This window comes from Candidatus Uabimicrobium amorphum, assembly GCF_009002475.1.
Lineage (GTDB): Bacteria > Planctomycetota > Uabimicrobiia > Uabimicrobiales > Uabimicrobiaceae > Uabimicrobium > Uabimicrobium amorphum.
Genome location: NZ_AP019860.1, coordinates 6,834,915 through 6,857,201 on the forward strand (window position 1 = coordinate 6,834,915; position 22,287 = coordinate 6,857,201).

General features: G+C 39.7%; 11 protein-coding genes. 7 read left to right on the forward strand and 4 right to left on the reverse strand.

Going from position 1 to position 22,287, the window contains the following annotated elements; translation table 11 throughout:
- Positions 1-66: 66 nt before the first annotated feature.
- Positions 67-348, reverse strand: coding sequence for a YceK/YidQ family lipoprotein (locus UABAM_RS24155; RefSeq protein ID WP_151970563.1), 282 nt, complete (start codon positions 346-348; stop codon positions 67-69).
- Positions 349-362: 14 nt separating this feature from the next.
- Positions 363-3,815, reverse strand: a complete 3,453-nt coding sequence (locus tag UABAM_RS24160; protein ID WP_151970564.1) for a CHAT domain-containing protein — start codon at positions 3,813-3,815, stop codon at positions 363-365.
- A gap of 85 nt (positions 3,816-3,900) precedes the next feature.
- Here UABAM_RS24160 and UABAM_RS24165 point away from each other — a divergent pair, with 85 nt between their 5' ends.
- The 6 genes from UABAM_RS24165 to UABAM_RS24185 all read left to right on the forward strand — a co-directional run bounded on the left by UABAM_RS24165 (position 3,901) and on the right by UABAM_RS24185 (position 11,231).
- The gene (locus UABAM_RS24165) at positions 3,901-6,000 is read left to right on the forward strand and encodes a serine/threonine protein kinase (protein WP_151970565.1); all 2,100 of its coding nucleotides are present in this window, start codon (positions 3,901-3,903) and stop codon (positions 5,998-6,000) included.
- A 64-nt stretch (positions 6,001-6,064) separates the two neighbouring features.
- Complete coding sequence (locus UABAM_RS24170) at positions 6,065-8,716, forward strand: hypothetical protein (RefSeq protein ID WP_151970566.1); 2,652 nt, start codon at positions 6,065-6,067, stop codon at positions 8,714-8,716.
- Positions 8,717-8,983: 267 nt separating this feature from the next.
- On the forward strand, positions 8,984-9,127 hold the full coding sequence (locus UABAM_RS33565) for a hypothetical protein (protein WP_173013544.1): 144 nt from the start codon (positions 8,984-8,986) through the stop codon (positions 9,125-9,127).
- A 233-nt stretch (positions 9,128-9,360) separates the two neighbouring features.
- Entirely contained in the window at positions 9,361-10,284 is a 924-nt protein-coding gene (locus tag UABAM_RS24175; RefSeq protein WP_151970567.1) for a DUF4384 domain-containing protein, read from the forward strand.
- 150 nt (positions 10,285-10,434) lie between these two features.
- A complete protein-coding gene (locus UABAM_RS24180; protein WP_152022053.1) occupies positions 10,435-10,779 on the forward strand; it encodes a leucine-rich repeat domain-containing protein in 345 nt (114 codons plus the stop codon).
- An 8-nt stretch (positions 10,780-10,787) separates the two neighbouring features.
- Positions 10,788-11,231: a hypothetical protein gene (locus UABAM_RS24185; protein ID WP_151970568.1), complete on the forward strand. Its 444-nt coding sequence runs from the start codon at positions 10,788-10,790 to the stop codon at positions 11,229-11,231.
- A gap of 57 nt (positions 11,232-11,288) precedes the next feature.
- Here the strand turns inward: UABAM_RS24185 and UABAM_RS24190 are convergent, their stop codons facing one another.
- Positions 11,289-12,563, reverse strand: a complete 1,275-nt coding sequence (locus UABAM_RS24190; RefSeq protein WP_151970569.1) for a carbonic anhydrase — start codon at positions 12,561-12,563, stop codon at positions 11,289-11,291.
- Positions 12,564-12,676: 113 nt separating this feature from the next.
- Here UABAM_RS24190 and UABAM_RS24195 point away from each other — a divergent pair, with 113 nt between their 5' ends.
- The gene (locus UABAM_RS24195) at positions 12,677-18,859 is read left to right on the forward strand and encodes a hypothetical protein (protein ID WP_151970570.1); all 6,183 of its coding nucleotides are present in this window, start codon (positions 12,677-12,679) and stop codon (positions 18,857-18,859) included.
- 36 nt (positions 18,860-18,895) lie between these two features.
- Here UABAM_RS24195 and UABAM_RS24200 read toward each other — a convergent pair whose 3' ends face one another.
- Positions 18,896-22,267 (reverse strand): CHAT domain-containing tetratricopeptide repeat protein, encoded by a 3,372-nt coding sequence (locus UABAM_RS24200; RefSeq protein WP_151970571.1) that lies wholly within the window; start codon positions 22,265-22,267, stop codon positions 18,896-18,898.
- Between the last annotated feature and the right edge of the window lie 20 nt (positions 22,268-22,287).

Genomic DNA, 22,287 nt, shown 5'->3' on the forward strand with positions numbered 1-22,287 from the left:
AGAAAAAATGTGGTTATATTTTTTGTAACTAGTTTATAACTTGTGAACAAAGAGATTGATTTCACTCTACTCTTGTGAAAACTTTATTGCGATGGGCAATGTAAAGGTGTCGCCCACAAAGCTCAGCGGGAAATCGATAATACCCAAAGGTAGTGATAGTAATAGTAATGGATTCTCTTCCTCCGCAAACGCGGTAATCACCGCAAAGTCCCACTGTATCCCTCCATAGACCCGTGTTTCTAAGCCCATAAAGCCATTGTTTGTTTTCGGAGCGCCAAACGCGAGATTGGCAACGGTACCACAACTACACATACAACATAATAATAAAATACACAATGCTCGAATCATTTATTTTGCCTCCATTAACTACGTTTACTGAGACGTTGCTGGCGTCTATTTTGTCGTTGTTGCTGTAATTTTTTTTGTGCATTTTTTAGGTGTAGAACGATGATGACAACGAGGAAAATAGCAGCAATGAAACCAGCAAGTACGATGAATAGCGTCTGATTGCCGCTGGAGTGAATTTGCTCATTACTTTGCTGAGGAAACCTTTTGTCATAACCGTTCATGACAAAAGGTGCCCAGAAATATGGATGCTGATACTTGTCACTGCGCAAAAATGCCAATTGTGTTTTGCGAAGCGATTGTTGTGGTGCCAGACCATAGAAGAAATTGCGATAAAAAGTGCGCATGAAATGATTTGTCGCTTTGTCGTCTAAAATCCACAAAGTAGAAAGCACCGCTCCGGCACCAGCCTGCTGAAAAGCACGACGTAAACTATAGACCTCTTCTCCTTGCTGTAGTGTTCCGACACCTGTTTCGCATGCGGAAAGGACCACCAGCTGAGTCGAGGTTAAATTCATCGACAGTACCTCAAGAGCAGTGACCACTCCTTCACTACCCATGTTGGCATTGCTAAAAGCAAGACCGCATTGCAACAACGGATTTTTTACAATAGTATTGTCTTGCAAAATATCGGGAACGGAACTTGTTTGTGGCTTAATAAAGCCACGTTGGTTTGCTTGGCCTTCATTACGACTATTGAGAAAGAAACCATGGGTGGCGATGTGAAGAATTTGTGGAGATTTAACGGTTAGAATTTGTTGTTTTGTCGCCGTACTTCCCGAAAATATTTGTGCTTGTTTGTTGCAGTCGTCGGCAATTTGCGCAATACTTTGCGCCTCCACTTGGGTAAAGGGTAATTTTTCAAATTGTAAATTTACTGCCGCACGTGCATTGTGATTTTTGCCGACGTTGCCAAAATCGGGGGCCGAAAAAATAGTTATTTTCTTTGCCGCAGGGTACTGACCTTCTTGCAGTAAGTCTCGTGCCATGGTGAGGGGATGAATCGCAAAATTTTCAATGAGATATTTTTCGCGATTGTCGATTAAGGCGTTAAATGGCAAAAGATGTAGTATGTTCTCACTGATTAAATACACGGTTTTTATTTGTGATAAATGATGCTCTAATGGCTGCCAAATATGACAATAAATAACATTGGCGACCTTCGAAATAGGCTGGCGTAAGACAATTTTTTCACGAAACTCTTTAACATTACGGCGCAGGTCGTCAAATTGGGAAATAGGTAAAACAACAATATCGTCGTTTTTTACAATCGTTGCTAAGATATATGGCGTTGTGGACGCGGAAAAAATAACAAAATCCACAAGAGCTTCTTGTGGACGCAAGCGTTGCTGTATTTGCTGTGCGCTGACGTATTTGTAAGTGTGGAAGATAGAAATTTTATTGGTCAATCGTTGTTCTAACTGCGAAATTTCTTGGGTAACTTTGTCGATCCGTTGTTTATATTTTTCGTGGTTCAGAGGAGACTTTAGAAACAGTTTTGAAAGTTGGTTGCGTTTTGTATTCAACAATTGTAAATCTGTGTGGTGTTTAGGATTTTTAGAGGCGCGTTTATGAACTTCCGCGGAAGAAAATAGTGCAAGGCTCTTATACAATAGTGAAATTTCGAAAATTTTGTTTTGGACCTCTATACGAATATTTTTCGGAGTATGTGGATCTGTCAGTAAAGAGAGATAAAACTTTAGCGAACCGTCTTTAATGATGTTGTATTTGCCAAGAAGAGCCAACTTGGTTTGCTCGTTGCTCCCCTCAAAAGCACGCCGTACAAACATATGCGTTCTCTTCAAACAGTCATCGTACAGGTCCATTGCTTCACTGTAATGCCCTGTTCTCGCGTAATTTGAGGCGAGATTATTCATTGCCAACAATGTCTGGGGGTGCTGCTCTCCAAAAATTTTCTGGATTTTTCCTAGTATTTTTCGATACATTTTCTGTGCTAGTTCGGGTTTACCATTCGTGGTATAAGTATCGGCCAATCCTCGTTCGATAACAAGTGTTGTGGGATGTTCTTTGCCAAGTAGGTTTTTTATTGATTTCAATAAATATATATACAGTTTTTCGGCCTGTTGATTTTTTCCTGTTTGCGTGTATAACCACGCAACACCCGTACCGATTTTAATTGTTGAGGGATGTTGTATCCCCCATACTTTTTTTGCTTTGTTATACGTATCCACCACAAAATCTGCATGTGCAAGTAAATCTCCTTGGCTCAAATAAAGATGCAAGAGATTATTTGCGGTACCAATGGTAACAGGATGTAGTTCTCCAAGATGTTGGCGACATTTTTCCAAATTATTCGTGTACATTTGTTGCGCTTGTGTTTCATGACCCTGTTTAAAGAAAACCGAAGCGAGATTGTTGTGACCAACAAATGTTTTAATATTCACCTCTCCATAGACTTGTTGTGTTGTATGTAAACTTTCACTATAAAGCTCACGTGCTTTCGCAAATTTTCCTTGCTCTTCATAGATACTCGCTAAATTGTTCATTGAGTTCATTGTTGTGATGTGACTTTTACCAACATATATTTTTTGTGTATCTAGAACACGACGTATTAGCTTTTCGCTTTCAGAGTAGCGCCCTTGGTCTTGGTAACAAACCGCTATATTGGAATACGATATCAATGTAGAGGGATGATTCTCTCCTAATTTTTGGACCAAAAGTTGTGTAATGCGTTGGTACATTTTTTCCGCGCGTCGGTATTCGCCTAATTCACGATATAAACTGGCAATATTCGATTCTATATTGAGTGATGTAGGATGATCTCTCCCCAGAGTTCGGATGCGTTTTTGCCATACATCCATCAACATTTTTTTTGCCTTTGTATACTGGCCCATTTTCAAGTATATAAAGGCAAAGTTCGCTTGTTCGTTGAGAGTATCCGAGTGATTTTCTCCCAGTGTATCACGCATCATTGTGTAACATTTTTGGTGAAGCGCTTGTGACTTTTTGAACAATGATAGGTCATTGTACAACGCGGCCAAATTTTGCATAGTGGTGAGAGTGTCACGGTGTTTGGCACCTATCGTTTTACACTGTAGTTTGTATGCTGATTGTAGCATCGACAATGCTTTGCGTGGATCTCCCATGTCTTGATAGAAAGAACCGAGATTGTTAACGGCGAGAAGTGTTGTTGGATGTTCTTTGCCATACACTCGTTGTTTCATTTCTAGTAAATGTAAATACAAAGTCTCTGCCTTGCGAACCAAACCGCTGTAGTCGTATGCCAATGCTAAATTGTTACCCATTGCCAAAGTTTCAATGTGTTCTTCTCCCAGAAGTTTTTTCGCCGAGGTATATGCTTTGTCTCCTTTGGCAATAGCCTTTCTATATTGTGCTTTGTCTAAGTGTTGTAAAACCTCTTCATTGAGAAGACGCAAGGTGAAAATATTTTCTTGTGCACTGCAAACACACAAACACACTGCGAAACATAAAATATAAAATTTCTTCATCGGACTTCCCTAAACATTGACAAAATAGCGAGTTATCAATTACAATAGGCATATTCACTTTACTCTTGTTTTGTTAGGAACAAATATGGAGCTGTATATACTTAGTCACTGTCGCTTCGCCGATAAGGCCCTGTTGCAAAAAGCATGGAACTTTTATCAACAACAGCAGATGACAATGCCATTTATTGATTTTTTGTTGAGCAAAAATATCATTGATCGCGAGCAACATAAATTGATGTTAAGTGTTCGCTCTATTTTACAAAATAAATCTCTAGAACCCAAGTACTTAGCTCATTACGTAGAAAAATATTTGCAACTACGTCCACAAATGTCTTTACACGACTGGCTAGCAAAACAGCAGGTGATTGATCATTCCCCCACAAAGGAGATTACGACACCTCCCCAAGTCGGGCGCTATAAAATTGTAAGTAAAATTGGTAGTGGTGGTATGGGAGATGTTTTCAAGGCCTTTGATCCATATATTAAAAGATACGTTGCCATAAAAACAATGCATTGCAATCGCTCTTCGCAAAGATTTCTTCGTGAAATTGAAGCTTGCGGAAAATTAAACCATCCGCATATTGTGAATATTTTTGATTGCGGGCAACAGGAGAATATTTGCTATTTTGTGATGGACTTTATCGAAGGGCAAACGCTACACGAAAAAATTGCTTCGGGAATTACCATTGAAGAAACGTTAAGTCTGATAGAAAAAATTGCGCGCGCTTTAGGGTATGCACATCGCATGGGAATTATACATCGCGATATCAAGGCAAAAAATATCTTAGTTGATCGCGATGGAGAACCACGCATTGTTGATTTTGGGTTGGTGAAGATGCAACACGTTGATGAACTCACTAGACAAAATCAAATCGTGGGGTCCATTTATTACATGTCACCAGAGCAAATAGATTCCGGTTTAGGAGAGATATCGCCGCAAACAGATATCTATTCATTGGGCGTTGTTATGTATCATGCCTTGAGCGGTATGTTGCCTTTCTCGGGGAATTCGCAAGTGGAAGTGATGAATCTCATCGTAAATTCTCCAACCCCGTTGCTCAGTGACGTAAAGAATGATATCAAGAGTCAAGTGGAAAAAGTATGTAGGAAGGCGATGGCAAAAGAGATTGGTAATCGCTACGGCAGCGCCGAAGAATTTGCCGCGAGTATCGCAAATCTTAAAAGCACACCACGCTCTAGTCGTGTGAAACGTTCACCACACGTACCAGCAAAAAAACAAGCGCTTGTCGCATTGCTCGTGTTGGTGTTACTAATGTGTAGTTTTTTCATTTTTACCATGTCGACGTCAAAAATTACGTTTCCTACCATCTCATACAAGAATGTGGCGATTCTAAAGGAAGAACCTTATTTTTTGACAGCGAAGGATCGGATTACCATACGCAATCATAGTCAGTCATATATATATTTTTTTGCACGGAAAAATGGTAAAATCTTTACATTGGATCAGTACTTCGTTTCTCCTCAAACACAAGAACTGCAAATTTTAGCAAAGGAAGTCAATTATCACGAGGATTGGTTACTATTACCTTCGCATAACAAATTGTCCATCGATAAAATTGAACGCGTCATCAGTTCGTTTGCTTCACGAGGGATTAAAACAAAAAAAATAGGCTCATACACGCCGCAACAGAAAATCTCTTGGCGTATCTACGGTATTGGCGAAGACTTCACGCAAACTTTACTTGGAAGCTTTTCCATTTCTCCCGAACCTTTTCTCGTGGATTTTTTCGTACGTGGTAAGCAACAACCTCTTTTCCAACCTCTTTCCAAAATTGAATATGTAACAGAAGGAGATCAACTACAACTGCGCATTTTTGCTCACAAGAAAAACGACTACCTGAGTATTTTTTTTAAAGATAGTAAAGGAGAAGTGGGCTACCTTTTTCCTGAGGAGGGTTCTGTGACACGTCCCTTCGCTTCATACAGCAAAAACAAAAATATGATTTACATTCCCGACAAATACCAAGGGTTTGAATTTGATCATCATGCAGGAAAAGAACACATCATTGTGTTTTTCCAGGAAACCCCCATAGATAACGAGCGAATTGTTGCGTGGTTACACAATGTCTCCATACCACTTTCTCCACAAAATGAATTGTCGTTGTCTAAGTTATGTTCAGATTTTAAAATAATCACTATTACTCATAAAACTAGTGAACAATAAAGGCATGCCAGGTAAAGATACTTGGCTGGTATGTCGCTAGCCATCTTTTTTTGTAGGAACCACCATGGAAGATAAAAAACAAAAAGTTCAAAAGTTCAAAAAGCGTTTACAGCAACTACTAAAAAACGAAGAGTGGGAAGAGTCTCTAGTTGTTTTTGATGAGCTCATCTTGGTACGAGAGACTCCCCAAAGATGGTGTAATCGCAGTTTTGTTTTATTGCAACTTGGTAAAATAGGCCTGGCAATTGAAGGGTATAAAAAAGCATTAAAGTTAGACCCGAATCACGAAATCGCCCACCGCGGTCTTGCAAAAGCAGAGGAAATTTTACGCAGTTTGAAAGATGAGGACGAAGAAGACTACGCCGTTGATTCTGAAAAAGAAACACAAGAAGCGAGTGAAGAACAACGCTTAATCAAGCAATTTAAAAATTTTACCCGACAAAAAAACTGGGACCAAGCCCTCATCGTTTTAGACGGTCTCATTGCGATAAAACCTACCGTGGAACGTTTATGTAATCAAGGCACGATTCTTGCCAAACAAGGTTCACTTAAGCTCGCTTTGAGTAGTTACAACGGTGCGTTGCAAATAGATTCCAATTCGGAAGCTGCGCAACAAGGTGTTCAGAGAATTCAAAAGATGATCTATGAGGTACGCGAAGGTACAAAAGAAGAGCCTCTACTTGCAGTACAACTTGTGGAAGATAAGTCCAATACCCTTCTCGTGTTCATCATTGCTGCGATTGCATTTGTTTTGATCATCGCTTTGATTCAGAGTATGTTTAGTAATGGTGAATCGGTTTCTAACAATGAAAATATCGAGAAAAATATTGACGAGGGAACCACCAGCGAGCAGTATGCTGCAGAGCAGAAAGCCAAAGGCTTCATCGAATACAACGGAAAATGGGTGACGGCACAACAAAAGTTTTCCATGGAGCAGCAGGCCAAAGGTTTAGTGGAGCACGATGGTAAGTGGATGACAACTGAGCAAAAGTTCCGCATGGAACAGGAAGCGAAAGGCTTCATCGAATACAACGGAAAATGGGTGACGGCACAACAGAAGTTTACTAGTGAGCAACAAGCCAAAGGTTTGGTCGAATACAACGGCAAATGGGTGACAGCGCAACAGAAATTTATTAGCGAGCAACGAGCCAAAGGTTTAGTTGAATACAAAGGTAAATGGATGACGGCGCAACAGAAACTGGCCAGCGAACAACAGGCAAAAGGTTTGGTGGAGTACAAAGGTAAATGGATGACAGCTGAGCAAAAATTTACCCGTGAACAAAAAGCCAAGGGATTGGTGAAATTTGACAACAAGTGGATCACCAAAAAAGAATGGCAAAAAAAACAGCAACTTTTACATGAAACGCTTCCGAAAAAACTTCGTGATTATCATGTTTATCTCGAAAGAGAATGTAAAAAAGCAGCAAAAAACAAAGAATTTAGAGAAGCGTATTTACATCTCAAAAACCATGTGCAGAAACTCGATGAATTTTTAGGCGTTGATATAAAAAGCCCTGTCGTAGAAAAAATACGCAGTAAAATACCTGTGCACAAAAGCTATATTTTCCCATTGCGTTTGTTTGAACAGCAACGCGATGTCGATTTGGCGTTTTCTCCTAGCAAGTTAGCGCATCTAGAAAAAGATATATTAGAGTTACAAGCCAAATTTTCGCAAACGATCACTTTACGTGATAAAACAAATTTCAATTTGCAAACGCTAGAAACGAACATAAGTAGTACTAGAAATGAAGTAAGTCGACTAAAAAGTGATATCAAGTCTGTGATAACTCTGGGGTCGCGTATAAAAGAAATTAAAGATCGGCTAAAAAGACATACATCTGGCCTCACAAAAATTTTAAAGAAAGAGAAACAGCTCGATGTTGATGTTGCGGTTGCAGAAAAACGACTTTCACAGTTACGTAGCAAACAAAGTCTAAGTAATAAACTTTCCGATTTGCGAAGATCCATACGTGAAAAACAAGAAAGCTTTGACAATGTTGTTGGAGAAGCGAAGCTTTTACGACGTGAAGTAGATCAATTAGAAAGACGCATTCGCAATTCAAATGATGAACAAGAAAAACAACGGTTACGTAGACAAGTTGCAGGTCTAAAAAACCAAATCCGAGATAAAGAAATCATCCAAGAAGAACTTCAAGACGCCCAAACAAGGCTAAGAGACCAGGAATTTACAATCCAAGAGTTGGAGAATAAACGCCAGGAAAGAGAAGATGAGGTCCTACGTTTACGCGAAGAAAAATCTTCCGCCAAAGAAGAACGACAAAAAATAAAGCGCGAAGTTTCCGATTTAGGAGAGGAAAAGCAACAAAAGGAAGCTCAATACCAAAAAGCTAAAAACATGTTACCTCAATGGAAAAGTAGTCTAGAAAATGCAGAAAAGCTCCTACAAAATCAAAAAAAACAACAGCGTGAGCAACAGCAAAATCTCGAAAATTACGAGAGAGAACTACAACCACTCAACAAATTAAAAAAACGTAAGCAAAATATTCTGCATGTTGTAGATCAGTTTCAACGCTGGTGGATTAATTTGCAAGGGAACGCAAAGGTATTTCGAACCGGTGAGCATCCGGTAAAAGACCCGCTGAAAAATATGCTACTCGCTCTGTATGCTCTTCACAATTTTTCGCGTGACCATATCCGCGTAAAAATACACAAAGGCTACCGTTCTTTAGGGAAAGCCGCTGTTTATTTTCAATAATGGTTGGAACATCATTTTACTCATGACTTTGGTTTGTACTTTTTGAGTGGTGCTGTCCACTAAATTGTTCATAAAATTCTCCAACTGTGTCAAAAAAGATACATTGTGTACTTGTGGTATCTTTCTGTGAAAACACACGTCTTTAGCCTAAGGCGTTTCACATTAATGGCTTACGCGTTTATTTTTATTGCATTCTTTTTTTTGGCATAGTAGTTGCTATGTATATATTGCAGATATTTACATACTTCAAAGATAAAGGAGAAATCTATGGAAATTAAAACTTCAATCGAACGTTTAATTGACGCAATTAGCGAAATGGTTCCTGAAGGCGATCATGAGTTGGTAGCAAAAATAGCATCTCTTATGATCCAAAGCGGTAAAGTTAAATTGGCAACAGTACCTGTAAGATAACATAAACCTGGTACCTGGCTTTCGTCATTTTACTAGCACTTAGTAAAATTACGAAAGCTACGGTGCACATCCTTTCCCAATATCAAACCACTCAAAAACTCTTATATATTCCACTTTCTCTTACTCCAATAAACATCCCCAAAAAAATAAAAATCAATTCGAACAGCGACCAAAATGTATTACACTGTAGATGCTTACAGTTAAAATACACCTCCACATAGCAAGGATGAATTATGCGTACACTACCTTTACTCATCGTGTGTCTATTGATTTTTGGTTGCCGTAACGATAGAACTGCCACAGGATCGCATATTGAAAGATGGCAAGCCAAGAATGAAATTTCACAGATGCTACAACAATGCGTACGAGAAATGCAAGTCCTCAGATCTGAGTACCATCAAAATGCACAAGACTATGTTTTGGCGTTGGGTAATTTTTCATTTGTTCATACCCTTGGGGTAAATGAAGCTCCTTATGAAGGCGAAGTGCATCTCCTATCTGAATTTAGTGAATTTTTACATGCAGAGTTGACAAAAGCGCTAACAAAATCTTCGTATTTTCAATTAGAAGAGGAACGAACTAAGGCAGAGGGGGTACTCTTAGGCAGTTACTTTTTGTTGAAAGATAAAATTAGATTAAATCTTTCTATTTATGACAAGACAGGCAAAACATATCAGGAAGACTACAAAAAAGAATTAGACTTACCTATACCTTCTAACACGCAAGTGATTCCGGCGAACTACAAAATGGCAGGAAAAGTGAAAGAACTCGGTTACCGAAAAGATTTCGGCATTCATTCGTGGACAAAGCGCAAAAATTTATATCGCGAAGGAGAAGAGATTTCCCTTTTTTTCAAAAGCGACGAAGACTGTTATGTGAAAATTTATCACATATCTACAAAAGGGGAGGTTCGGTTAGTATACCAGCAAAACCAACAAAAAATTCGCAGCGGCGTTGAACATGAAATTCCGCAAAAAATTTTGGGCCGTCTGCCTTCAGGGGTAGGAGCTTTTAAAGTGGTCGCTACATTACAAGGATTTGCGAAACAAGAAACTTTATCAGAAGTTAGTTATATCGATCGCTTTACCCCACAAGATTTCCTGAATGGACAGGCTAAAATTGCACAAAAAAATATCTTTTACACCATCATACCTTAATTTATTTTGGAAGACCTTTTATTTGTGGCGAGAATACTCAAACTTATAAAAGTTAGCGTACCCTCGCCACTCGGATGCGGATGTATGTCAAGTATGAGCACGATGTCTTTTTTGGCGTAAACGCTTAGCCAGTTTTTTGAAAAATGTAAAGTGAGTAAGCTCTTGTATGCAAAAAGTCTACATAACCTACAACGTTTGGAGCTGGCAGATACCAATATAGGTGATAAGGATTTACGACATCTCGCCAACCTTCCTAAATTGCGCACATTGATTTTAGAGAATACAGATATTACCAATGGCGGTTTACAACATCTTGTGAAACTCAATAATATGGAGTCACTCAGTTTAAAAAAGACCAAAGTGGATAATGATGCGCTTGTCTACTTGCGGCAATTTCCTCGTCTGGAAGAGTTGCACCTGAAGGGGACAAAAATAACACTGGAAACAATGTACAAAATACAAGAATTTGCACCGCGATGTAAGATTAAATATTAGGAGAAAGCATGACAAATCTGAAAATAGGGGTGGTTGGTTACAGCCGGCCACAGTTCGACCAAGAAAAAGCCACAGAAATGTTAAAAAAAGGAATTGCGCAATTTATGGAACAATTCAACGCGGCGAAGCCAAATGTTGAAATTGTGAGTGGTTTGACAAATGTGGGTATTCCCAAGTTGGCGTATGAAATTGCCGTTGCGGAAAGTCTAACAACTGTTGGTATCTCCGCAGAGGAAGCACTAAAAGTGAGTTGTGGGATTTTTGCCGTAGATAAGCAAATCATCGAGGGGAAGAATTTTGGTGATGAGTCACAAACCTTCATTGATTACATCGACTGTTTAATTCGCGTTGGTGGAGGCGAACAAAGCCATGAAGAGGTCAAAATGTTCCAAGAAAAAACGCAAAACAAGCAACAATTACTGTTGGAATATGAACTTGAATTTTTGGGGTAGCAAAAGTTCCGAAGTTCTCCGTGAGCAGAACTTCGGAGCTTTAATAAATAAAATTACTTAATCATCGAGCCATTCAACCTTGCCAGTTTCGATGTTGTATACCGCAGATACGATTTTCAATCTTCCTTCGGCAATCTGTTTTCTCGCTGCTTCACTTTTTTCGATAATCTGTTTGTGAGTAGTGCGAACGTTCACAACAATGGATTTATCGAGTAAGTTCTCGCCTTTTTTGAGGTCTTTTTGCGCTTCGCGAACCGCAGGTTCTATTTTGGAGATGAGCTTGGGAATGTTTCCGTGTTGTTCGTGATCAGGATGTTGAACATGGTCAAGCGCTGCGGTGACAGCACCACAACTACTATGCCCTAAAACCAGTAATAAAGGCGTTTGCAAATGCTTGACTCCGTACTCAATAGACGCCAATTCATCGCCACCTAAAATATTTCCAGCAACGCGAATCACAAAAGCATCTCCTACCCCTTGGTCAAAGATTAATTCAGGAATAACGCGTGAGTCGGAACAAGTAATGATGGTAAAAATAGGTAATTGTCCTTCGACCGCTTGAATGTGACGTAAATCGATGGAGTGGTGTGGGTGTTGCATTTTGTCGCTAGACCAATGTTGATTACCTTTGCGTAAAATTTTCAGTACGTCGTCAGGGGTAAACAACCAATTGATATGACCATGATAGGTGTTGTAAACAGCACCTACAACCTTTAGCTTACCGGCAAGCACTTTTTTCTTGGTGCCTTCACTCATTTTTAAGATGTTGTCGATGACCATACGTACATTCGCTGAGACAGAGGCGTCAATTAAACTCTTCTCACCTAAATCGGGATGTTCTTTATAAGACTTTTTGATCGCGGGCTCTATCTTGTGAAGTAGTTCAGGAATATTCGAGTGTGTATCTTCTGTTTTGTGTTTCCAGCTTTTGTACGCCGCAGTAACGGCACCACAACCACTGTGACCAAGTACCAGTAGTACCGGTGTTTCGAGATGTTCCACACCGTATTCAATCGAAGCAAGTTCGTCGGTGTCCACGACATTCCCTGCCACGCGAATGACAAACAAATCTCCAACACCTTGATCGAATATCAGTTCGGGAGAAACGCGCGAATCAGAACATGTGAGAATGGTCGCAAAAGGATGTTGTCCTTCTTTTGCTGTTTTATAGCGAATGGATGAATTTTGATGAATGAACTGTAGTTTGTTTTCCACCCAGTGTTGATTTCCCTTGACTAATTTATCCAGTGCTTCATCAGCCGAGAGAGTTGTTTTCTGGTCTTGGGCAAATACAAGACAGGTGAACAATAGAGCTAAAATAAACTTTTTCATAAAAAAATCCTAAAAATTTTAAATTATTTTTTAGAATACACGGAACTTTCTTGTTAATTATGCTACTAACCAAGTAAAGTTTTGACTAGTGTTTTTTATTAGTAAGGAATTTTATGAAACATTTATGTTTACTGTTGGTACTCATTGGCAGTATGGCTATTTTGGCGAACGAGATTGGTTTTGACGAACAATTCAATCTCGTAGAGAATCGCGAAGAAGTACTAAAAAAACTGATTCCAGGAACGCCTGAATATTACTACTATCATTGTTTACATTACCAACATCAAAAAAATTATGATAAGGTACATAGTACTCTCAAACAGTGGATTAAACGCCATGGTAGAACCTCAAGATCTGCGGAAATTGAAAATCGCCAGGCACTTTTCGAATATACAAAAAATCCACAAACCTCTATTGCTCACATCGTGGATAAGCTGGGACTATCTTTTTCTCACCAACGACGTGAACAACAAAAAGCAAAGCAGTACTCCAGTAAGTTGGATAACAAACTCATCAGTTATGAAAAGTTATTCGCAGATGCTTTGCGCACAAGTGGTTTGTATCGTTTCGAAGCGGCAATACTAGAACGCTTGCTGGACGAAAATCTTTCTGCGGATAGAAGACGTTCTCTGCTGCAAAAAATTACGCGCCCTGACCATCCGCGCTTACCAATGCTGGTTGTCGAAGACCTAAAGTATCGTTACAGCGGCGGCTTTGGTTCCTTGTCAATCCACAATAAACTCTTGCGTTCGCAACTAGACGATTGTGCGCGACGTATGCCGAAATTGATGCAAAATAGCAATTTCATACACGCGTATTTGCGCAAACTATCTCCAAGTAACGACATAAATTGGCAGGATAGCCTAGAGCAAAAGTCCAACTATGTAAATAAACTATGGCATTTTGTTAAAAAACTATCTGCAGCGCAAAATTCCCTTAAAGCGCATGTTCTTTATCATAAATTGCTACTGCAGTTGAAACAAGGAAAATATAACAAGAAACTTTTTGTGGATTACCTAAAACTTCCGCGCAATGCCGTTTATAGCAATCGCGATTTCGTATACTACGCACGCCACAAAGTTAACCTTCGTCAAAATTACAAACAACATACTCATTTGGACGCTGTCGGTGATGACACAAAATTGGTACGCGAATACTTACAGCATTTCCTACGCGACGCTAAAGACTACAGTGCATTTGAAAAATACATTGATTCTAACTATCTAAAAGAATTGTTTGCCGAAACAAAAATTGTATACGGTATTGGCAATGCCATTGATTGGTATTCGATGTTACCCACACAAAAGTACAAAGATCTTCAAGAACGCGTTGATCTTGATTTTGTACCGACAAATAAAGATGTATTTGCCAAAGGAGACGCTGTTGCTCTGCAAATAGCCATCAAAAACGTGCAAAACCTCATCGTGAAGACATACTATATCAATACCAAAAACTACTACAAAAAACATGGTAGCGAAATTACAACGGCGATAGATCTCGACGGACTTGTTGCCAATCACGAAAAACGGTTTAGTTACAAGCAGGTACCTTTGCGACGACATGTCGAAAAATTTGATTTCGCACACATCAAAGACAAAGGTGTCTATATCATAGAGTTTATCGGCAATGGCCAAAGTAACCGCGCTCTGATTCGCAAAGGTAATCTACTAGCAACACAAAGAATAAGTTCTGCGGGACACGTTTTTAGTATCTATGATGAAAGCAACTCTTTAGTAAAAGATGCGCGTATTCTGTATGGAAATCGTGAATACACGGCAAATGAAGACGGAGAAATCACGGTGCCGTTTTCCAATCGTCCGGGAAGTAGAAACATTGTTTTGTACCACAACGGATTTGCGCAACTGCACTCGTTTTATCATCAAAGAGAAGATTATAAGTTCGTCGCGGGCATTTATGTAAATCGCGAATCGATTATCCATAAAAACAAATGCCGCATTGTGGTGCGTCCACATTTATACGTAAATGGCGAAAAAATTAGCGTTGATTTACTCAAGGATGTGGAGCTGAGTGTAAAAACAGTGAACCGCGACGGTATTTCTAGTTCGATCAAAGTAGCGGACTTTGCATTACACGATGACAAAGAAAGCAAATACGAATTTAAAGTACCCGAAAAACTTGCTAGTGTGAATGTGACTTTAAATGCCAAGATTGATAATCTCAGTCAAGCCAAAAAGCAGTCGCTAAGTGCGCGTCAATCGCTTAGTATCAATGGTATTGATCGTACAGCAACCACCGAAAGCTTGTTTTTACGTAAAGTAGATTCGGGATATCAACTTGAATTCTTAGGCAAGACAGGCGAACCACGTCCTGACCGTGTATTACAGGTGACATGCAAGCATCACTATTTTACCAACAATGTGACCACTACCTTACAAACGGATAAACATGGTCGTTTATATCTTGGAGAACTAAAAGATATCGATCGCGTTAGCGTAACGGGTGGCTATAGTTGGTCTTTGGAAAAAGATCGCCACTCATACCCACAAGTGATACACGGCACAACAGACAAAGTACTGCGTATACCAATCATGCATAGCGGCAGTGTGAAAAACCTATGCTCTTTACTTGAAGTTCGCAACAAAGACTTTGTCCACAATGTAAGTAATAAAGTCAGTGTGGGAAAAAACTACCTCAAGATAAAAGGGCTACGCGCCGGAGATTACAGTTTATTGCTGAAAAAAGAAGGCGTTTCCATTGCGATTCGCGTAACGGAAGGTAAACTCCACAATGATTACGCGGTGGGAAATGAACGTTACCTACAAGTTAGCAAACAAAAAGTCTTGCAAGTGGCACCGTTGAAAAAAGACCAAGGTAAAATTTCGGTAAAACTCATGAACTTTACCAAGGCAACACGTGTGCACGTAATCGCCACACACTTTCTCCCTCAAGAAAATATTTACCATTCTTTTGGGGAGTTAGACAGCTTGTCACCGAGTGTGATCAAGAAAAACTCACCAAACTCGTTGTATTTGTCGGGAAGAAATATTGGCGAGGAATATCGTTACATACTCGAACGCAAGTATGCCAAAAAATTTCCGGGTAACATGCTCGCTAGACCGAGTTTACTGTTAAATCCATGGAGTTTGCGCAAAACAGACACAGGTGTACAGCATGCGAAGAGCGGTGATTCTTGGGACGCGTCTGCGGATATGGGATCAGGGGCATATGCTCCGCGTCGTTCACTGTCGCGAAAGCCTGGCTCCGTCACGGCGCAGTTGGCCAACTATAACTTTAACTTTCTCGCCAATGGTAGCTTGATTTTAACGAATCTGAAGCCTGATGAGAATGGCGAAATCGAGATTAAAGTTTCGGCAGTTATGCCAAGACAACACATTCATGTTGTGGCGATGGACAATGACAGTGTGGTTTATCGACAGTTAGCTCTACCACGCGGTGGAAAGCAGTACAAGGATTTACGTCTCATATATGCTTTGAATGCCAAGAAGCACTTTACGCAACAGAAAAATATCAGTGCTGTTCGCAGTGGACGTTTGTTCAATATTGCCAATATCACCACTTCGGAAATCGAAGTTTACGATTCTTTGCAAAATGTACATTCTTTTTTCACCACAATGACCAATAACGCGACGTTGAAAGAGTTTCAATTTATTTTGAATTGGCCACAACTGAGTGCGCAACAAAAAAGCAAGTCGTATTCCAAGTATGCATGTCATGAATTAAATTTCTTTGTGTACAAAAAAGACCCCGCTTTTTTCACGAAAGTTGTCAAACCATATTTACAAAATAAAAAAGACAAAACATTTCTCGACGATTGGCTCATTGGTAGCGATTTACGCAAGTATTTACGACCTTGGGAATACGGGCGTTTAAATGTTGTCGAACGCATCTTACTTGGTCAAATACTCAAAAAAGAGGCTCCGCAAATTGCACGACAAATAAAAGACCTCTGTGATTTGCAACCAATAAATCTCGATCGTTTCAATCGGGTATTTACTACCGCAATTGCCAACACGTCTTTGAGTACAAGTGACAAACTCGGCTTGGAAAGTGCAAAAAAACAAGTGCCACGAGAACCAAGTCCTGTAGCGGATATGGAAGAGGCTTTCGCAGAAGACGCCGACGAAATGGACGGATTTTTCGGTCGCAATGAAGAAAGTAAGCTGCGAAGTTCGCGTATGGAAAAATTGCGCAAAAAACGTGCAAGACGTGATCGTGCTGCTCGCGAGAAAACACGCCAGTTTTATCGCAAAGAAGATAAAACACGTGAGTGGGTAGAAAACAACTATTACCATCTACCTATCGAAAGACAAGTCGCGAGTCTCGTCACCGCAAATAAGTTTTGGCAAGAATACGCACAGCACAACAACGAAGAACCGTTTTTGTCTACCGAATTCATTGTCGCCAATAAAAACTTTAGCGAAATGATGTTTGCACTTTCTGTACTCGACATACCGTTTACCGCGGGTAAACACCAGATAGAATACGTACAAGAAAAAATGTCGTTTTCCTCGGATAAGCCTGCGCTTATTTTTCACCAAGAAATCAAAGAGGTTGAGGCTAAGAAGGCACAAAGTACCATATTGATTAGTCAACGCTTCTTTGCTCGTGACGATCGCTACATGTACAAAAATAATGAACGGTTTGATAAGTTTGTCGCGAAGGAATTTGTCGCTGGTCGTGTATATGGTTGTCAGATCGTACTGACAAATCCGACATCTGCACGACGTAAGTTAGACATCTTACTACAAATTCCAAGCGGAGCCATGCCGGTTCTCAATGGTTTTTACACCAAGAGTTTTTACTACGAACTGGGTGCGTACACTACTCACAAGATGGAGTATTATTTTTACTTTCCTGTTAAGGGAAAGTTTGCTCACTACCCTGTACACGTAGCGCAAAACACTGCTTTGATTGCTTGGGAAGCGCCTTTCACTTTTAACGTTGTCGATAAACTATCCACTCGTGACACGACTTCTTGGAACTATGTGTCGCAATATGGTTCTGCGGATGAAGTGATTGCTTATTTGCGCAATCAAAATTTGTATCGCGTTGATTTAAAGCTGATGGCCTTCCGCATGCGTGATAAATCTTTCTTTGATCGTGCCATTGCCGTATTGCAACACCGTCGCGTTTACAATGGCGTGCTGTGGTCTTATGGCCTACATCACAAAAATGAAGCGGTCATCAAAGAGTTTTTACCTAACTCGAGTTACACGACGATGTGTGGAAAGTACATCTCCAGTAAACTTCTGACTGTTGAACCGATAGTGCGTCATACATACCAGCACAAAGAGTATTGGCCGCTTATTCACCCACGTGTATACCAATTGGGACAAAAGCGTCAAATTCTCAATAAACAGTTTTTCCAGCAGTACAGTGATTTTCAAACATATATGCGTTACCGACCGAGCTTTGACAACGATGATCGCATCACTATGGTGGTGTATTTGTTGCTGCAAGACCGCGTAGAAGAAGCTCTTGCGGTGATGAAGAAAATTGATCGCAATGCACTCGCGACGAAGTTACAGTTTGACTATCTTCAGGCATATATGCACTTCTACCTCGAAGCTCCACAGCAAGCTTTAGCCATTGCCAACAAATACAAAGACCACCCCGTGGCACGTTGGCAAATGTTGTTTAATGACGTGATTGCTCAGGTAAAAGAGATTTCTGGAAAGGCGACACAAATTGTCAATGAGGAAGACCGTGGTCAAAAACAAACACAACTCGCAGCAAGCGAGCCAAGTTTTGACTTCTCTATCGACAAACAAAAGTTGTCCATAAAGTATCAAAATTTACAAAATTGCGAAGTACACTATTATCCAATGGATATCGAACTGCTGTTCTCACGTAAGCCTTTTGTCCAAGAGGTTTCAGGACAATTTGCGATTATCCATCCCAATAGTATTCAAAAGATTTCGTTTGATAAAGACGCAAACCACAAAGCCATCGATATTCCTAATGAATATCGCGAGCGAAATGTGATGGTGGAAGTGGTTGCCGCAGGTAAGAGTAAAACGCGCTCGTACTACCCGCATTCCTTGAACCTGCAAATGATCGAAAACTATGGGCAGTTAAAACTAACGCGTTTAGAAGACAACAAGCCATTGTCAAAAGTGTATGTGAAAGTATATGCACGTTACAACAATGGTAGTGTACAATTCTATAAGGATGGTTACACCGATTTACGTGGACGTTTTGACTACACATCTTTAAACACCGACGAACTCGAAAGAGTGTCGCGATTTTCTATTTTGATTTTAAGCGAAGAACATGGAGCAATGATTCGCGAAGTTGCTCCTCCGAAGATGTAATTTTATGAACCTTGCCCGAATTCACGGGCAAGGTTTTTATCTTGAGCGTAGTTGACGCCTTTGCGTTCTCTCTTGCAAACGTTGTCGCTGCGCCGCTCTTTTTCTTGTCATTCCTATGATCACCACAATCAATATCACCACTAAAAGAGTCACAACGATTATTATGGTCAACAGTGAACTTTTCGGGCGTGGTTTGGCAATGCGAGTATCAACACCATCGACTATAAAAGCTCCCCAATAAAAAGGATGGTTGTACTTGGTATGCTGAATAAACTTTTTCTGAGTGAGATGTAACGCGTTGCGTACAGAAACGCCGTCTAATAAATAGTCGTAAAACGTTTTAATGAATAGAGCTGTTGCCTTGTCATCAATCTGCCACAAGGTTGACACAACTGTTTTGGCTCCCGCATCGCGAAATGCACGTCTTATCCCAATGACTCCAGAACCTTTTCTAATTTCTCCTACATCTGTTTCGCATGCAGAAAGGACCACTAAGCGCGTGTTATGCAAATCTAACTGCTGAATTTCGTATGCCGTTGCGATTTGTTGCGTGTTGTGATTTGCACCTGCAAATGCTAGTCCGCAAAGAAGAAAAGGGTCGAATTTCCCTAAGTTTTTTATCGAAGCTTGTACATAAGAATCGGGACTTGCAGCAATTTTTTGTATAATAGGTAACTCTATAGTCTTTTTTTGCGAAATACCACGTGTATCCTCTTGTTCTGTGTTTTTTCCAAAAAGTGAGAAACCATGGGTGGCGATATGCAAAATTTGACCATTCATACTGCTAAATTGTTGCTTCGTCGCTTTTTTTTCAACGTATATATAAGTTTTGTATCCATTTCTCTTGAAAGTTGTTTGTAAATATTCGGCTTCGTTTTTTGTTCCACTCAGAGCGCGAAAGAATAAATCTTCGGCCACCGCATTTTTTTCGGAAATTTGAGCATCAAAATCGGGGTTGGCGAAAATAGTGATATTTTGCTCCTTGGAAATATCAGATTTGTCTGCCCATAAGTCTGCTGCGGAGTTCAGAGTCACAACTTGGTATTTTTGCGCAAGATATTCTCCGTTGATATTTAAACAAGAGAAAGGCAGCAAGAACAAATCACGATCGGGTATGATGTAGATCCTTTTTATATTTTTTAAATATGCTTGTAATGGAGAATACAGTAATCGTGATATTTCACTAGTTACTTTTGCTTTCTTTGTTATTTGTCCACGTAACTGTGTGATTGATTGCAAAATGGTATTCCAATTTCTTATTTTGATCATGTGCAGTTTCTTTTTTGTCACAACGGTGGCAATTAAGTTATTTTTTACTACCAAAAAATCGATGACGGCCTCTGTATCACGAATTTGGTTTTGAATCTGTTCGCGGGTAATGGTACTTTTAATAGTATTCTTGCTGGCGATTAACGATTCAAGTTTCTCAATTTCACGGTAAATGTCGGTCAACTCTTGGTTTTTATCAGCATTTTTTTGAAAATACATTGTCGTTAGTTGTCGACGTTTTTTGCGTAACTTGTTGATGTTTTGTAAGTTTTCCTCATTACGTGATATTTGTTGTCGTGACGAAATTTCAAACAGAAGACTTTTAAAACGTAGAGAATGGTCAAATAGTTTTTTTGAAGCAGAAGTATCTACATAGAATTGCAAGGCATTTTCTTGGAGATCCTTATATGTTGAAAATAAATTAAGTCTCGTTTTTTTATTTGTGGTGAGCAGCAAGTTCTTCATAAAGACGTACAATTGAGTTGTGGCAGATTCATATGTCTTAAGTGCTCTGGGATCTTTTTTCTTTGCATAAACTCTGGCGAGTAAGAACTTTATTCTAATCGTTAAGTAATGATCTTTGCCATACTTTTTTTCAATGACACCCCTTAGTAGTTCAAAGTCTGATTGTGCTTGATCGTATTTTTTTAGTTGAAAACACACGAAACCGAAATTAGCAATCAAAACAATAGAAAGACGATGTGCTTGCTGAACCCTTTTAAACAAATTTTGATATAGGTATTCCAATAGTTCATACGCTTGTGTGGTTTTATTACGAGAAAGAAGCCAGCTCGAAAGATTGATGTGAGTGATCATAGTTAAATCGCTGTTGGCTCCAAATTGTTGCCGTAAGCGAATTATGAGGCGATTTATTTTTTCTGGATTCCAGTTTACACTTCGAGCTCGTATGTCTATTACTAACATATTGGCGAGGACACGTGTGACAAACGGGTGGTCTTTACCCAAAAGATCTCTTGCCTTTTTGAGGGCTGTACTCATGATGACGTACGCTGTTCTGTATCGACTTTGCACTATGTAATTCGATGCCAAATTTACTTGCGTTGTCAAATATTCAAGGTGGTTTTTACCGAAGATTTTTTCTGTCGCACGCAAAGCGTCGCGATACAAAAGTTCTGCTTTGTTATACTGCCCTAGCAAAGATAAATTTGCAGCTAAGTTATTCATGGAATCAATGGTATCAGGATGAGTGGGTCCTAATGTTTTACTTCTTATATCGAGTACCTCGCGATTGATTTTTAAACTACGCGTGAGTTCGAGATTTTCGCGGTACAACAAAGCCAAATTACTACTTACATTCAAGACCAGTGGGTGGTGTTTTTCCAGGGATTCCGTGAGATGTTTCTTTAGGGAAGTGTATAAATTCTCCGCCTTGTCGTACTCACCTGTTTCTATGTATAGTGCGCCTAAATTGTGTAGCGAAATGAGCGTTTCTGGGTGTGAAATGCCAAGTAACTTTTGGCGCGCGGCAATACAGTTGCGCAACAATTTTGCCGCAGCAGAATATCTCCCCATTTTTTTATATAACTCCGCAAAATCATTATTGATGATAGCGGCACTACTTTTTCTTTGTTTTTCTAACGTCTTTATACAGCTTTTGTAAAGCTTTTCCGCCTGTGGAAATTTTCCCAGTTGCGTATATGTCGTGGCAAGACTTTGCATGGTGATGAGAGTATAGTCATTTTCTCTACCCAAGGTCTTAATTTGCAAATTCAGAGTTTTCTGTAAAATTTGGCCACTCTTCTTTAATTTTCCAATCTTACGCAAAAAGGAACCAAAGTTTTTCATGGTGATGAGCGTGTCGTAATTCTCCGGGCCATTTACTTGGGTTTTTAAACGCAAGCAGCGTTGATAGAGCAGTTCTAATTTTTTGAATTGCCCCAAGCGTTCGTGTATCAAAAGTAAATTTCCCATAATCGTCAAACTATTGGGAGACTTCTCGCCTTCGGCTTTGCATATCAAACGATATGCTTCCTTCGCAACCGGCAACGCTTGTCGAAATTTTCCGGCGTCAAGTAAGTTGAGCGCTTGTTCATTTTTGGAAAGAGCGGTGAGAGTGTCGAATTGTTGCGCATGAACAAACGCAGCGGAAAGAAACAACAAAGATAGAATAAAACGCATTTTTTATGTCCTTATTAGGA

What these genes read in the sequence shown, in the direction of transcription:
- UABAM_RS24185 (WP_151970568.1), top strand. Translation starts at nt 10,788, where the DNA reads ATGACAAATCTGAAAATAGGGGTGGTTGGTTACAGCCGGCCACAGTTC.
- UABAM_RS24155 (WP_151970563.1), bottom strand. Translation starts at nt 348, where the DNA reads ATGATTCGAGCATTGTGTATTTTATTATTATGTTGTATGTGTAGTTGT.
- UABAM_RS24190 (WP_151970569.1), bottom strand. Translation starts at nt 12,563, where the DNA reads ATGAAAAAGTTTATTTTAGCTCTATTGTTCACCTGTCTTGTATTTGCC.
- UABAM_RS24160 (WP_151970564.1), bottom strand. Translation starts at nt 3,815, where the DNA reads ATGAAGAAATTTTATATTTTATGTTTCGCAGTGTGTTTGTGTGTTTGC.
- UABAM_RS24195 (WP_151970570.1), top strand. Translation starts at nt 12,677, where the DNA reads ATGAAACATTTATGTTTACTGTTGGTACTCATTGGCAGTATGGCTATT.
- UABAM_RS24175 (WP_151970567.1), top strand. Translation starts at nt 9,361, where the DNA reads ATGCGTACACTACCTTTACTCATCGTGTGTCTATTGATTTTTGGTTGC.
- UABAM_RS33565 (WP_173013544.1), top strand. Translation starts at nt 8,984, where the DNA reads ATGGAAATTAAAACTTCAATCGAACGTTTAATTGACGCAATTAGCGAA.
- UABAM_RS24200 (WP_151970571.1), bottom strand. Translation starts at nt 22,267, where the DNA reads ATGCGTTTTATTCTATCTTTGTTGTTTCTTTCCGCTGCGTTTGTTCAT.
- UABAM_RS24170 (WP_151970566.1), top strand. Translation starts at nt 6,065, where the DNA reads ATGGAAGATAAAAAACAAAAAGTTCAAAAGTTCAAAAAGCGTTTACAG.
- UABAM_RS24165 (WP_151970565.1), top strand. Translation starts at nt 3,901, where the DNA reads ATGGAGCTGTATATACTTAGTCACTGTCGCTTCGCCGATAAGGCCCTG.